This window comes from Marinilabilia salmonicolor (genome assembly GCF_003003035.1).
Classification (GTDB): Bacteria; Bacteroidota; Bacteroidia; order Bacteroidales; family Marinilabiliaceae; genus Marinilabilia; species Marinilabilia salmonicolor_A.
In genome coordinates this window covers 215,050-229,787 of record NZ_PVTS01000003.1, presented here as the reverse complement: position 1 = coordinate 229,787, position 14,738 = coordinate 215,050, and the positions used below count along the sequence as shown (strand labels likewise).

Sequence of the window (14,738 nt, the reverse complement as noted above, 5' to 3'; positions counted from 1 at the left end):
TGATCGATGAGTGAAGAAATTCTAAAAGCCCTAATGCAACTGTTTGGATTGATTGCCAAACAGGATGGAGGAGCTGAATCTAATGAAACAGAGTATGTAAGAGTGTTTCTGGAGCAACAGCTGAATGCTGAAGCTGTGGAAGAGTATTATGCGCTTTTTCTGAAACATTCCACCGATCAAAAAGGGGGTAAAGACGAGGAGGAGGGAAAGGTTCGCCTTACCTCAATGAAAGACTCGGTCAGGATTCTGGGAATCTGTAAGAAGATCAATAAACAGCTTAACCGGGAACAAAAGGTCGTTGTGTTGGTTCGTCTGTACGAGCTGGTTAATGCTGATCATAAGTTTACCGAGCAACGCATGGCTATCATCAATACGGTGGCCGATGTATTTAAACTGCCGAGAAACGAGATTTCGCACATCGAGAATTTCGTGATTAAAAATGAGCCCGGGAGTCTCGATTTTGAAGAGCTGATGATGGTCAGGGATGAAAATCCTGGTCTTGAAAAAGGCGGATTTATTCATGCTCCGGGTCTTGACGGTTCCATCATTATTCTTCGGGTTAAGAGTGCCGATCTCTATTTTATGCGTTACACAGGTGATCAGGAGATTTTCCTGAACGGCCTGGTGATCAACACACGTCGTATATATCTTTTCCCCAATGGTAGCTTTATTCGCGTGCCAAAGGGAAAACCCATCTACTTTACTGATGTTGTGGGGCATTTTCTTACCGATGCCGACTCTCCGCGTATTACGTATGAAGTCAAAGATGTGGAGTTTCAGTTTAAATCGGGAGATATCGGTCTTCGCAACATCCAGATTGCTGAAGAGCAGGGGAAACTCATTGGTGTGATGGGGGCCAGTGGTGCGGGTAAGACCACATTGCTCAACGTGCTTTCAGGCATCGAAACGCCTACCAAAGGGCAGGTGCTCATTAACGGACACGACCTTCACCACGACAAGGAGGCATTGGAAGGAGTTATAGGTGTTATTCCACAGGATGACCTTCTGATTGAAGAGCTAACTGTTTTTGAGAATCTCTATTACAACGCCAAACTCTGCTTCAAGGATAAGAATGAGGAGGAAATCAATCAGCTGGTTAACGATACGCTTAAAAGTCTGGGGCTTTATGAACGTCGTTTGCTGAAAGTGGGCTCACCGCTCAATAAGATGATCAGTGGTGGGCAGCGAAAACGACTGAATATTGCGTTGGAGCTCATCCGCGAACCGGGTGTGCTCTTTGTTGATGAGCCTACGTCCGGTTTGTCTTCGCGCGACTCGGAAAATGTGATGAATCTTCTGCGGGAGTTGTCACTCAAAGGGAAGTTGATCTTTGTGGTGATTCACCAGCCGTCATCCGACATCTACAAGATGTTCGATAAGATGTATATTCTTGATACAGGCGGATACCCTGTTTATTACGGAAACCCGAGTGAATCACTGATATATTTTAAGCGACTCGATGCTCAGATCAACAGTGATGTGGGAGAGTGCCCTACCTGTGGTAACCTCAACCCTGAACTTATTTTCAACATCATTGATTCCAATGTGATCGATGAGTATGGAAATTATACCGATAAGCGGAAAGTGTCGCCCGAAGAATGGCATGGTCATTTTCAGGAGAAAATTCCCATTCCGTCTGTCAGTCAGGTGAATGACACCCCGCCTAAGAGTCTTAATATTCCGTCGTGGTTCAATCAGTTTAAGATTTATACACTTCGCGACTTTTTCTCTAAAATCAGTAATACCCAATACATCTCGTTAAACCTGCTGGAGGCCCCCTTATTGGGCTTTATCCTGGCTTACCTGGTGAGGTATATTGCTGATCCCACCTCCAGCCTGTATATTTTCAGGGAAAATGAGAACATCCCGCCCTATATCTTTATGGGGATTGTGGTGGCATTGTTCTTTGGTTTAATTATCAGTGCCGAGGAGATCTTTAAGGATGCAAAGATTTTGAAACGGGAAGCCTTTCTGAATCTTAGCCGGTCCAGTTACCTTGTATCCAAGATTCTGATTCTTTTTACCATCTCTGCTATTCAGATGGTATTGTTTGTAGGTGTTGCCAATACGGTTCTGGGGATTAAAGATATGTACTTTGAATTTTGGCTGGCATTGTTCTCTGTCTCTGCTTTTGCCAATATTCTGGGGTTGATTATTTCTGCCTCATTTAACTCCATCATCACCATTTATATTCTAATCCCCTTGTTGATGATTCCTCAAATGGTGCTGGGCGGTGCCATGTTTACTTTTGATAAACTGAATAAAGATTTTACCAGCCCCGATGTGGTGCCTGCCATTGCTGAATTTATGCCCTCCCGCTGGGTTTATGAAGGTCTGATGGTGCATCAGTACAAGAATAATAATTTTAAGAAGAATATTTTTGAGGTTGAGCGGAAAGAGAGTGCTGCCGACTTTAAACAGGTTTATTACATTCCTGAATTGAGAGATATCATTTCCGAATCGGTTCGTTATGCCGAAGGAGATTCAAATATCACCCGTAAGGAATATGTCAGCAACGTGGAGTTGATTGCCAATGAAATTTCCCTTGAGGTGGAGCGTGTTGCCGGTATATCTTTTGATGAGTTTGAACCCATAACGCCCGAGAATTTTTCTGCGGAAATGGCTGCCGACATCAATAAGTTTCTGGATCAGTTGCTGGCCTATTACCAGAATGAGTTTTACAAGGCAAACACCATTAAGGAAGAATTTCTCACTGCCAACATATCAGCCAATCGTGAGAAATTTGAGCGGATTAAGAATGATTACTTTAACGAAAGTATCAACGACATTGTGAGAAAGGTTTTCGATAAAAATAAGATTTTGAGAGAGGACAATCATTTGATTCAGATGGTTGATCCCATTTATCAGAAGCCGGAACCGAGCGGGGCGTTGGATTTCAGAACACATTTTTTTGCTCCTTCCAAGCATTTTATGGGCCATTATTATGAGACACTTTGGTTCAATATTGCAGTTGTGTGGATCATTACCGCCTTTTTATATGTGGTGCTTTATTTTGATTTGTTAAAAAAAGGACTGAATTTTGCAGGCAATATAAAATGGAAAAGAAAGAAATCTTAGTAACTTTTTTATTATCATTGCAGTATAAGAACCATAATTAAGAAATTAGGAAAAATAAATCTATAAGTTATGATTAGGAATCTGATTTTTGCTCTGTTAATATTGACCGGTGGCAGCTTTTTGTACTCATGTGCCGGAAATTCAGAAAAGAAAAGTGCTCAACAGGATGATGAGCTTGCATTACCCGATTCAATTACCGGGGAGGCGCCATTGAAGCTTTCTGAGGAAATTATTGGAGATGTAATTCAGAACATTTCCTCACCTGTGGAGATGGCCAACCTCATTAAGTCCACCGGGGTGGATTTCTCGCAACAAATACTTAACAATCCTGAGAATATATCGGATTACAGCACCAGCTTTAAAAGAGCATTGAACCTTGGTGTTTTTAGTGCCGATTTGGGATACATCAACTCATATGACAAAAGTAACATTGTTGTCTCGTATCTCCTGGCAGTTAAAAATCTGGCCGATGGAATCAGGGTTGGACAGTTTTTCGATTTTGAATCTTTGAAAAGGATGGCTACCAACTCCAGCAATCTGGATTCACTGATGCAGATGTCTGTCTCAAGTTTTAACCAGATGGACTCATATTTGCGTCAGCAGAACCGGAGCAATGTCAGCGCCCTGGTAATTGCAGGAGCCTGGGTTGAAGGTTTATATATTGCCGCCAATGTCATTGAGAATACCAATGATGAAGAGCTGATCAATCGTCTGGGTGAGCAGAAGGAGATTGTGGACATTCTTTACATCATTCTTCAGAATTATGAGCAAAACAGCAGCTTCAAAATGCTGATTGATCATTTGTCTGAACTTAAAGCGCTGTACAAACAGGTGAAAATAACCAAGGAAGTTGGTGAACCTAAGACCATTGAACAAGATGGAATGCTTATTATCGTTCAGGACGAGGTAAGTCATGTGGAAATTTCACCCGAAACGCTTGGCACAATAATTGATAAAATTAAGGAAATTCGTACTGATATTGTTAAATAAGGCTGTATCAGCATCTTTGTATCATTCCTTTTTACAGTACGATTAAAATTTTGAACGATGAGAAAATTAATATTTACACTTCTTCTTTTGGTGGGCGTTGGGTTTTCCGGTGCTAATGCTCAGTGCAATCATGAGGCGCTTTTGAAGGATGCCCTGGCTCAAATGGGAGACGGACAATATATCAAAGACTTTATTGTTGATTTGAAAAATGACAAAGGCGGTGAAAGCGGAACCGTAAAATATTCTGTTATCCTGAACAGTCGCAGCCAGTACAAATTTAATGTGGTGAATGGCGGAGCCAATTCTGAGAAGGTTCACATGCAGCTGTACGACGGCGATAAATTGCTTGTAAGTAACAAAGCCCAGGGTAAGATGTATAGTGCTTTTGGATTTGTGTGCCGATCTACCAAAGTTTACAGCCTTGTTTTTTCTTTCCCCGAGGGTAATGAAGGATGTGCAAGAGCTGTCCTTTCCCTGCAAAAGCAGTTTGCTGCAGGAGAGGGAGGATTCTGATACTAACGCAAGAAACTCTTATAAAAAAACACCATCAGAATTTTTGATGGTGTTTTTTTATACATGAGAATGCAACCTTTTCCGGTTTTTTTCGTCTTCAGTATAGTGTTATGGTAACCCTATGTTATTAAACCCATTAAAAAACCATTCATTATGTCTTTAAAAAAGAGTTATTCATTCGATTTGCCTCAGCGTATTCTGCTAGCACAGGCTATTATTGTTTTTGGCCTTCTTTTTCTGATTGTGTTTTAATTCGAAATTGTGCACTACTAACCCGAAAGTCCGGGTTAAAAAACATTCTTCACCCCGTTGAAATTGGTTCTGAATTCTGATGGGGTGCAATTTTGTTTTTTCTTAAAGGTTCGGTTGAAGTTTGAAATGTTGTTGAATCCGCATTCGTAACAGATTTCTGATACGCTTTTGTTGGTTTCAATGAGCATTCTTGTTGCATAACCCAGCCTTATTTCATTTACAAAATCGACAAAAGACTTTCCTGTTCGTTGTTTGATAAGGCGGCTGAAAGAGACGATGGACATATTCAGAAGTCCTGCTGCGTCTTCCAGCATTATCCTTTTGTTGTAATTCTCGCGTACGTAATTGTATATTTTCTCAATTCGGTCGCTGTTGAAAAAATCGCTTGTTTTCTGGAATGAGATATTTGTCAGCAATCGCTGATCTCTGGAGATGGCAAGGTCGTATAGCAGTGATTGAAATTCCATGTAAGAGTCAAAGCCTCTTTTTTTGCTGATCTCCATTAACCTTTCCGAGGCCATTTCCGTGGTTTGTTCCGAAAATAGAATTCCACGGTTGGCATTTTGCATCATCTCTCTTATTGGTTTCAGGATGTTCTTCTGCAGCAGATGTTCCTGAAACAGGTCTCTCGGAAATTGAATGGTGATCTCATGATGCATATGATCACTGATGTTTTTGTAATTCTCCCAGCCATGATACAGGTTCGGTCCCACCATTACCAGTTCCATATCAGTAATTTCTCCTATGTGGTCGCCAACTACTCTTCTGGCTCCTTTTGCTTTGGCGATGAAGTTAATCTCATATTCCGGGTGAAAATGAATGGGGAAAGTGAAAAGGTCGCGCTCCCTGTCGAAAACCAGAAAACAATCATCTTCCTGTAAAGGGGTAATTTCTCTGTGTATCTGATTTCTCATGGCTGTAAGTTGAAATTTTGTAATGCAAAAGTAGCGAAAGAGATAATATAGTACAAGGGTGTTGTGTGGAATTATTAAAAATTGAATTCATTAATTCCTGATAACCAGTGAGTGACTTTAGCATGACATTCCTGCAAAGTAAGATTGAGTTGATATTTCCTCTTAAAAAGTTTAAAATAGTATATAAAAATGAGTGGAAAGTATTAGTAAGGGGGTGTTTTAAGAAAATTTTTTTGAAGAATTCGATCTCTTAAATCACAGAAAATCAAGCTTGTAGTTAGGAGCACACTCTCATAAATTAAAAAAACTTAAAAAAGGTTTCATTTTTCCGGGACTATACCTTATATTTGTCGAACCACATAGAACAGAACAGTTGAGATTTTGTAGAGCGGGAGATGATTGTCTGGTAAAGAATATATGTGGCTTCCAACTTTACAAGCAGTTGGTTTAACCTGGTTTTAGTGATAATTAATAAAACGAGTAGTGTGAATAAAAGTGAATTGTAATCTCTAATTTTTAATTTTAACTCTATGGCTATGAAAAAAAGAGTTTTGTTTTTAATCTTTGGCTTATGTCTTAGCATTGCCTCCTTTGCACAAGTGCAGGTGAGTGGTAGTGTTAGTGACTCACAGGGCGAACCTATTCCGGGCGTGACAGTGCTGGAAAAAGGTACGCAAAATGGAGTGATTACCGATATTGATGGTAATTACAATTTAAGTGTTGCCGGACAGGAGTCTGTTCTGGTATTTTCGTTTGTGGGTATGCAAACCCAGGAGGTAACGGTAGGTGGTCAGACAACCATTGATGTTGTTTTGTCTGAGACTTTCACTGACCTCGACGAAGTTGTGGTTGTTGGTTATGGTGTTCAGAAGAAAAAACTGACTACCGGTGCTAACCTGAATGTTAGCAGTGATGATCTTCAGGCCCAGAATACTAGTGAGCCTTTGGAGGCTATTCAAAGTATGTCGCCTGGTGTTAATATTACTCAAAGCTCGGGGATGCCTGGGTCTGGTTATAAAGTAAATATTCGTGGCTTGGGTACTATTGGTAATTCACAGCCACTGTATGTAATTGATGGTGTTGCAGGTGGTGATATTAATAACTTGAATCCTGCTGATATTGAATCTATTGATGTTCTGAAAGATGCTGCATCTGCCGCAATTTATGGAGCAAGGGCTGCAAATGGTGTTATCCTCGTGACAACCAAGCAGGGACGTCAGGGGAATATTGAGGTTACCTATGATGGGTATTATGGGGTTCAGGATATTGAGAATATTGCAGAACCGCTTAATGCCCAACAGTGGATGGATATTTACAATAAAGAAGCCGGTTTGGTTGGCGGAAATGTACTGGATTGGGCTGCTGTTGTTCCCGAATTATATCAACGTGTTCAAAACGGTTGGGAAGGAACAGACTGGATGCAGGAAACCTATAATAAAAATGCCCCTGTTCAGAATCATGCTATAAATATTTCTGGTGGTTCCGAGCAATCGATTTTCTCTATGGGGTTTTCTTATTCTTCTCAGGAAGGTGTCTTGGGGAAACCTGTTGAACCTAAACATGATAAATATACTTTTCGTTTGAATAGTGATCATGTTATTTATGAAAATAATGGTCTGGAAATAATTAAGGTTGGTCAAACGCTTAATTATAGCCATCGAAAGAGATCCGGGGTTGCTATTGGTGGAATGTATTATAATGATATACGAAACATGTTGCAGGGAAATCCTTTAGTTCCTGTTTATGATGAAGAGGGTAATTACACTGATCGAGATTTTATGCTTGAATCTGGCCTTGAAAAGGAAGTAAACTCTCGAATTTATAACCCTATCGCGTTGATGGATGTTAACCGGGGAATGAATGAAACCAAAAATTATAATATTAATGGTAGTGCTTATTTCCAGGTGCAACCGATACAAGGTCTTACGTTTAAGAGTAATTTGGGATATCGTTATGGTGGAAACAGTTACCGGAGTTACCAACCGGAATATAGCCTGGCTTCTGATGTGTCAATGAGCCCTGGACGTATCACTCAGTCTTCTGGCAATGGACATCATTGGACATTTGAAAATACTCTCAATTATAGTTTTGATCTGGGGCTCAATTCTTTTGATGTACTTGTTGGTCAGTCTGTTGAAAAATGGGGTATTGGAGAGGGTATGAACACTACTAATGCAAATCCGACCTTTATTGGATATGATTATGCTTATATTGACAATACCGATGGGCACACTCCAGGTGTTTCAACAATGGAAGGCAGTCCGTGGGATAAAGGCTCTCTGTCCTCCCTTTTTGGTCGATTAACTTATGATTTTGATGAAAAATATTTGTTAACGCTGGTTATGAGGGCAGATGGATCCTCTAATTTTGCTGAGGGTAATCGTTGGGGTTATTTCCCCTCTGTTTCTGCAGGATGGGTTGTTTCTGAAGAGAGTTTTATGGAAAATAGTGATGTTTTTGATTTCTTAAAGCTTCGTGCTAGTTGGGGTCAAAATGGTAATTCAGATATAGATCGTTTTCAATATTTGAGTTTAATTGGCTTCGATACTGAAAATAATTATTCTTTTGGAAACAACAGAAGTCAGCAGCAACTAGGTGGATACCCTGCAATTCTACCTAATCCAGACGTTACATGGGAAACCTCAGAGCAGTTGGATATCGGTTTGGATGCTTATTTTCTTAATTCACGTTTACAAGTTGCTTTTGATTACTATAATAAAGAAACCAAAGACTGGTTGGTTCAGGCCCCTCTTCCAGATATTTTCGGCCCAGAAGCACCTTTTGTTAATGCTGGTGATGTTGAAAATAAAGGTTTTGAATTGGCCCTTCGATGGAATGATTCCCTGGGAGATTTAGACTATGGTCTTCAATTTAACGTATCCAAGAATGAAAATGAAGTAACAAAACTTGGTAATGCAACAGGGTTTATTCAAAGCGAGGATGGTATCATAGCTGAGCAAACAGGACCTGTATGGAGAGTGCAAACAGGTTATCCGGTAGGATATTTTTATGGATATAAAACAGAAGGTGTTTTTCAAAACCAACAGCAAATAGACGATTGGTCTTTCGGCTTTTTACAAGAAAACCCTGAGCCTGGAGACTTGATTTTTTCTGATACAAATTTAGATGGGGATGTTACTGAGGAAGATAAAACTATGATTGGTAATCCTCACCCAGACGTTAGAATCGGTTTTGGAATAAACCTAGCTTACAAAGGATTCGATTTTTCCGTAAGTGGGAAGGGAGCTTTTGGACATCAAATAATGAAGTCGTATCGATCGTTTGTGGATAACTATTGGCACAATTATACTACAGATATTATTGGCAAATACTGGGATGGAGAAGGTACCTCCAATTCATACCCTTCTCTTAAGCTGGGTACAAGTAGAAATAGTATTTCCGATATTTATGTAGAGGATGGCGATTTTATTAAGATTCAAAATGTTACTCTTGGATATGATTTTAAAGAGTTATTTCCCGAAATGCCTTTTGGCCAAGCTCGTCTTTATGTAGCTGGTCGTAATCTTCTTACCATCACAGATTATTCAGGTATGGATCCTGAAGTGGGTTTTGGAGATGAGCAGCCTTATGTGTCAGGTATTGATCTTGGTTTTTATCCTGCCCCACGTACTTATCTGGTAGGAATTAATTTGAAATTTTAAAAACCTAAATTAGTGATTGTTATGAAACGAATAATATATTTTGTTGCTGCGGCCTTAATGGTTGCAGGATCTGGGTGCGAGGACTTTTTACTTCAAGAGCCTCTAACTCAAAAGACTTCTGACAACTACCCGCAAACAGCAGCTGATGCTGCCCAGATGATGGCTGGTATCTATACAACCATGAATAATGAACAAAGATTTGTTGATAAAAGTTACTTCTTTGCAGTAGAAGTGGCTAGTGATGAGAAGCTTGGGGGCGGAGGCGCCGGAGATACCAAGGCTCAGGCTTATGAATGTTTTCAATATACAGGGCCTGATATGCTGGACCATATGTGGGAACAGCATTATGAAGGTATTCACAGAGCAAATTATGCTATTGAGAATATTGGTTTAATTTCTGATGAAGTTCTTAGCCCCGGTGTAAAAGATCAGTATAAAGGTGAAGCTTTATTTCTAAGAGCTTGGTTCTTTTATCGATTAGCCACTGTTTTTGGTGAAGTACCGCTTAAAATTTCAACAGAGGCTATTAATTTGCCTGCTGCTTCTGCATCTGACATTTATGGACAAATAGCAGCTGACCTTAAAAATGCTATTGATTTATTGCCTGATGTTTCATATGATCAAACACAGGATGGTAGAGCAACTAAATGGGCAGCTGAAGCTTTGATGGCCAGAGTTTACCTTTTTTATACCGGGTTCTACGGAGCAGCAGACATTGCTTTGCCTGAAGGAGGAACGGTAACTAAAGCAAATATTGAAACTTGGTTGCAAGATTGCATTACAAATAGTGGTCACACCCTTGTTAATGACTTTCATGAACTATGGCCCTATACCAATTCTGAGACAATAGATGAATATCAGTATATTCAGGATTATATGGCGGAGACAGGTAAAAACTTGACTTATGCTAGTGACAATGGTGCCAGAAATCCCGAAAGTATGTTTGCTTTGAAGTTTTCTACTTTTTCGGATTGGGGAGTGAAAAGAGGGTATTCCAACCAATATCAGTTGTATTATGCATTACGTGGATTGCAGAATCTGGAAAACACTTATCCCTTTGCCGGTGGTTGGGGTCAAGGAAATTCAGTTCCGGAATCTTTGGTTGACCAGTGGCTTGCAGATGAGCCTGATGATCCTAGGTTGTGGGCTTCAATTATTGATATTTCCAGTGAAGTTCCTGAATATAATATTAATCATTGGGGAGATCATGTTCTGGAATCTAACTGGTGGGGAAAGAAATATAATGGTGTTACAGCCAGAAATGAGAGTGGGGCTCTTATGAACGATTACAGTGTTGTCATGTATGATAATAATGATAATAATCAGCTTTCTCATTGTGATGATTTGATTTTTATTCGCTATGCAGATGTGCTACTGATGATGTCTGAAATAACGGAAGATGCGTCTTACATGAATCAGGTTAGAGATCGGGCTGATTTGCCCCCGGTTACTTATTCTTTAGAAAATATTCAGAAAGAGCGGCAGTATGAACTCGCATTTGAAGGCCTTCGATGGAATGATATGCGCCGGTGGGGGGATCAATATGCTAAAACAGCATTGGAGAGCCAAGTTGGTGTTCCCGTATATAATAAAGGAGTTCTTGAACCGAATGAAGCCTTACATTCCACTGGATATTCTGGCAGGTATGATGCAACCAAAGGTTTTTTCCCAATACCACAGTCACAGATTGACATGTCTGAGGGATTATTAGAACAAGTTGATGGGTATCAGAATGGAGAGGGATTGTATTCCGGATGGACAGACTAAATCCCGGGTAAAACCAATATTCTTTTTTCCAAGCCACCTCGTTTCGGGGTGGCTTTTTTTGTTATAAGACGACTTCCAGTCTAAAATTCAAGGAACATAAATAATGATCGGGTAAAATTGAAACTAAAATCAAAACGCAAAAAAATGTAAAAAAACAGCAAAAAAGTGAGTGAATTGTATTAGGAGAAGATTGTAAGCCAATATAACTTTGCAGCCATAATGTTATACATACACATCCTTAGAATACATATAAATAAGGCTATGTGTGTGTTTTTCTGCTGCAAAGCGTATTACATACAATTAAATAAGCTGTTTTGCTTGGCTGAAAACGACTGTTAAAAAAGTAAAACATACGCGTTTTTTTAGTTTTAATTTTAACTCTATTATTATGGAAAAAAGAGTGTTATTTTTTTTGATCGGCTTGTGTTTCAGCATTGCCACATTTGCCCAGACTCAGGTGAATGGCCATGTTACCGATTCGCAAGGTGATCCGGTTCCCGGTGTGACTGTCTTGGAACAGGGGACTCAAAATGGTGTGATTACCGATGTGGATGGTAATTACAATTTGAATGTGGCCGGACAGGAGTCTGTGCTGGTTTTTTCTTTTGTGGGAATGGAAACCCAGCAGGTCCCTGTGGGTAACCAGACTCAGGTTAATGTGGTAATGCGTGATGTCTTTACCGATCTGGATGAGGTAGTCGTAGTCGGTTATGGAGTGCAAAAGAAGGCGCTTACTACCGGTGCCAATTTGAATGTTTCAGGAGAGGATATTCAAAAAATGAACACTGTGAGTCCTTTGCAGGCCATGCAAAGTCAGAGTCCCGGTGTGAACATTACCCAATCTTCAGGGATGCCCGGTGAAGGATATAAAGTAAACGTTCGGGGACTTGGAACTGTAGGTAACTCCGATCCGCTTTATGTTATTGATGGTGTCACAGGCGGGGATATCAATGCCCTTAACCCTGCAGATATTGAATCAATTGATGTTCTTAAGGATGCTGCATCGGCAGCGATTTATGGTTCTCGAGCTGCCAACGGTGTGATTTTGGTGACCACCAAAAAAGGGAAGGCCGGGAAAGTTCAGGTAAGTTATGATGGTTATTATGGCGTTCAGAATGTATATAAAATGCCTGCACTTTTGGATGCCAGAGAGTATATGACCATGATGGACGAAACCCGTTTTAATGACGGGAAAGAAGGTTATGACTGGGCTAGTTTTGTTCCCAATTATGAGGCTATTATGGCTGGTGATTCTAATGGAACCAACTGGCTTGAGGAGATTCGGGAGGAGAATGCTCCTACCCAAAATCATGCACTTAATATTGCCGGGGGTAACGACAAATCTACCTATTCATTTGGGTTCTCTCATACTTCCCAGGATGGTATTCTGGGTAAACCGGTTAATCCCAGTTATGAAAGAACTACGGCGCGGGTTAATTCCGATCATGTTCTTTATCGTGTGAATGATTTGGATGTTGTACGCTTTGGTGAAAATCTGAACTACAGCTACAGTACCCGAAATGGTATTCAGATTGGAAACATCTATGCCAACGATATTCACTCTATGTTGGTTGCTTCTCCTCTGATGCCCGTTTACAATGAAGAAGGCGAATATTTCGATGCTGATGATAAAAGTTCTACCGGTTTGGTCAACTACGATTCACAAACCAGTAATCCCATTGCTTTGATGGAATACCGGAGCGGGCGTAATTTATCTAAAAATCATAATCTTCAGGGAAACGTATTTTTCGAATTACAGCCTCTGGCCGATCTGAAATTTAAAACCAGCTTCGGATATAAACTCTCTGCCAGTAGCTACCGACGCTATGTACCAACTTATGAATTGAGTACCGCAGGAGACGGGTATAATCCGGAGAATGATCAGACCCAGCAATCTATGAATCTTGGATTTCAGTGGCAGTGGGAAAACACTTTGAATTATTCTTTCCGTACCAATGGACATTTTATTGATGCGCTTGTTGGTCAGTCTGTTGAGAAGTTTGGACTTGGAGAAAATGTGGATGTAACCAATAGTCGTTCCATCTTTTCTGATTTTGACCATGCATGGCTGAGCAATACCAAGGGTTATACTGCCGGTGTGACCAGCATTAAAGGAGAGCCCTGGGGAGAAGGGGGAATTGCTTCTTTCTTCGGACGTGTTAACTACAACTTTAATGAAACTTATATGGCTTCTGTGGTCATGCGTGCTGATGGCTCTTCCAATTTTGCACAAGGGAATCGCTGGGGATATTTCCCTTCGGTTTCTGCCGGATGGGTAATGTCTAATGAAACTTTCATGGACGGAGTCAGTGGCATCCTTAATTTCTTTAAACTTCGGGGTAGCTGGGGCCAAAATGGAAACTGTAACATCGATAACTTCCAGTATATTGCTACAGTAGGGTTTCCCGAAACAGCAAAATACTCCTTTGGGAATACCAAAACAGAACAAAGTCAGGGAGGATATCAAAATATTCTGCCCAATGAGGATATTACCTGGGAAACATCTGAGCAGATTGACCTTGGATTTGATGCCCGATTGTTGAATTCCAAACTCGGGGTAGCTTTTGACTGGTATGTGAAAACAACAAAAGACTGGTTGGTTGTTGCTCCCGCGTTGGCCTCATACGGTACAGAGCCCCCCTTTATTAATGGTGGTGATGTGGAGAATAGTGGTATTGAACTGGCGTTGAACTGGAATGATCGCGCAGGTGATTTGGCTTACACCGTAGCTCTCAACGGGGCATATAATAAAAACGAAGTGACCCGGATTGCCAACAGTGAAGGAATTATACATGGTGAGCCGCACGTGTTGAGTCAGGGAACTACAGAGATGTATCGTGCCGAAGTTGGCAAACCCATTGGTTATTTCTGGGGTTACAAAACTGAAGGAATTTACCAGAATCAGACGCAAATTGATGCAAGACGTGCCGAAGGCCTGGGTGTGATGGAAGGTGCCCAGCCGGGTGATGTTATCTTCGCCGACACAGATAAAAACGGAGTCATTGATGACAATGATAAAACTGAAATTGGCAATCCTCATCCCGATTTCACTGCAGGGCTGAACCTCAGCTTGTCCTACAAAGGTCTTGACTTTGGTCTGACAGCCAATGGTGCTTTTGGACAGCAAATTGCAAAATCTTACCGGTCATTTGCTGATAGCGAACGTCAAAATTATACAACCGAAATTTTTGGTCGTTGGCACGGTGAAGGAACTTCCAATAAATTGCCGCGCCTTACCCCCGGTACAAATACCAACTGGCAGAATATTTCTGACATCTATATTGAAGATGGTGATTACGTAAAAATCAGCAATGTCACCCTTGGGTATGACTTCAAGAAACTCTTTACTAATTTGCCCTTACAGCAAGTGAGATTTTATGTTTCTGCTCAAAACCTGTACACTTTCACCAATTATTCGGGGATGGATCCGGAGGTAGGATATGGATATGACGGTGGATCCGGGAATCAGGGAAACTGGTCTTCCGGTATTGATCTTGGGTTCTATCCTGCCCCAAGAACTTATTTGGTTGGATTAAATCTCAAATTTTAATTAGGAGAAGAA

Annotated in this window: 7 protein-coding genes; 6 read left to right on the top strand and 1 reads right to left on the bottom strand. The window is 40.7% G+C overall.

Translation table 11 applies throughout. The features are described from left to right. Nucleotides 1–6 precede the first annotated feature (6 nt). The 3 genes from BY457_RS04310 to BY457_RS04300 all read left to right on the top strand — a co-directional run bounded on the left by BY457_RS04310 (nucleotide 7) and on the right by BY457_RS04300 (nucleotide 4,581). Nucleotides 7–3,078 carry an ATP-binding cassette domain-containing protein gene (locus tag BY457_RS04310; protein WP_181256365.1) on the top strand — a complete coding sequence of 1,024 codons (3,072 nt, stop codon included), beginning with the start codon at nucleotides 7–9 and terminating at the stop codon, nucleotides 3,076–3,078. Between the two features lie 69 nt (nucleotides 3,079–3,147). Continuing rightward, on the top strand, nucleotides 3,148–4,068 hold the full coding sequence (locus tag BY457_RS04305; protein ID WP_106152085.1) for a hypothetical protein: 921 nt from the start codon (nucleotides 3,148–3,150) through the stop codon (nucleotides 4,066–4,068). A 57-nt stretch (nucleotides 4,069–4,125) separates the two neighbouring features. Further along, a complete protein-coding gene (locus BY457_RS04300; protein ID WP_106152084.1) occupies nucleotides 4,126–4,581 on the top strand; it encodes a hypothetical protein in 456 nt (151 codons plus the stop codon). 287 nt (nucleotides 4,582–4,868) lie between these two features. On the opposite strand, the gene BY457_RS04295 is transcribed toward BY457_RS04300, so the two are convergent. Next, entirely contained in the window at nucleotides 4,869–5,747 is an 879-nt protein-coding gene (locus BY457_RS04295; RefSeq protein ID WP_106152083.1) for a helix-turn-helix domain-containing protein, read from the bottom strand. Nucleotides 5,748–6,283: 536 nt separating this feature from the next. On the opposite strand from BY457_RS04295, the gene BY457_RS04290 reads away from it, so the two are divergent. The 3 genes from BY457_RS04290 to BY457_RS04280 all read left to right on the top strand — a co-directional run bounded on the left by BY457_RS04290 (nucleotide 6,284) and on the right by BY457_RS04280 (nucleotide 14,726). Continuing rightward, the gene (locus tag BY457_RS04290; RefSeq protein ID WP_106152186.1) at nucleotides 6,284–9,409 is read left to right on the top strand and encodes a SusC/RagA family TonB-linked outer membrane protein; all 3,126 of its coding nucleotides are present in this window, start codon (nucleotides 6,284–6,286) and stop codon (nucleotides 9,407–9,409) included. Between the two features lie 21 nt (nucleotides 9,410–9,430). Further along, entirely contained in the window at nucleotides 9,431–11,176 is a 1,746-nt protein-coding gene (locus tag BY457_RS04285; protein ID WP_106152082.1) for a RagB/SusD family nutrient uptake outer membrane protein, read from the top strand. Nucleotides 11,177–11,564: 388 nt separating this feature from the next. Next, complete coding sequence (locus BY457_RS04280) at nucleotides 11,565–14,726, top strand: SusC/RagA family TonB-linked outer membrane protein (RefSeq protein ID WP_106152081.1); 3,162 nt, start codon at nucleotides 11,565–11,567, stop codon at nucleotides 14,724–14,726. Nucleotides 14,727–14,738: the final 12 nt, after the last annotated feature.

Bases quoted from the DNA above. Each gene is read 5' to 3' on its own strand.
- BY457_RS04310 (WP_181256365.1), top strand. From the start codon at position 7: ATGAGTGAAGAAATTCTAAAAGCCCTAATGCAACTGTTTGGATTGATT.
- BY457_RS04305 (WP_106152085.1), top strand. From the start codon at position 3,148: ATGATTAGGAATCTGATTTTTGCTCTGTTAATATTGACCGGTGGCAGC.
- BY457_RS04300 (WP_106152084.1), top strand. From the start codon at position 4,126: ATGAGAAAATTAATATTTACACTTCTTCTTTTGGTGGGCGTTGGGTTT.
- BY457_RS04295 (WP_106152083.1), bottom strand. From the start codon at position 5,747: ATGAGAAATCAGATACACAGAGAAATTACCCCTTTACAGGAAGATGAT.
- BY457_RS04290 (WP_106152186.1), top strand. From the start codon at position 6,284: ATGAAAAAAAGAGTTTTGTTTTTAATCTTTGGCTTATGTCTTAGCATT.
- BY457_RS04285 (WP_106152082.1), top strand. From the start codon at position 9,431: ATGAAACGAATAATATATTTTGTTGCTGCGGCCTTAATGGTTGCAGGA.
- BY457_RS04280 (WP_106152081.1), top strand. From the start codon at position 11,565: ATGGAAAAAAGAGTGTTATTTTTTTTGATCGGCTTGTGTTTCAGCATT.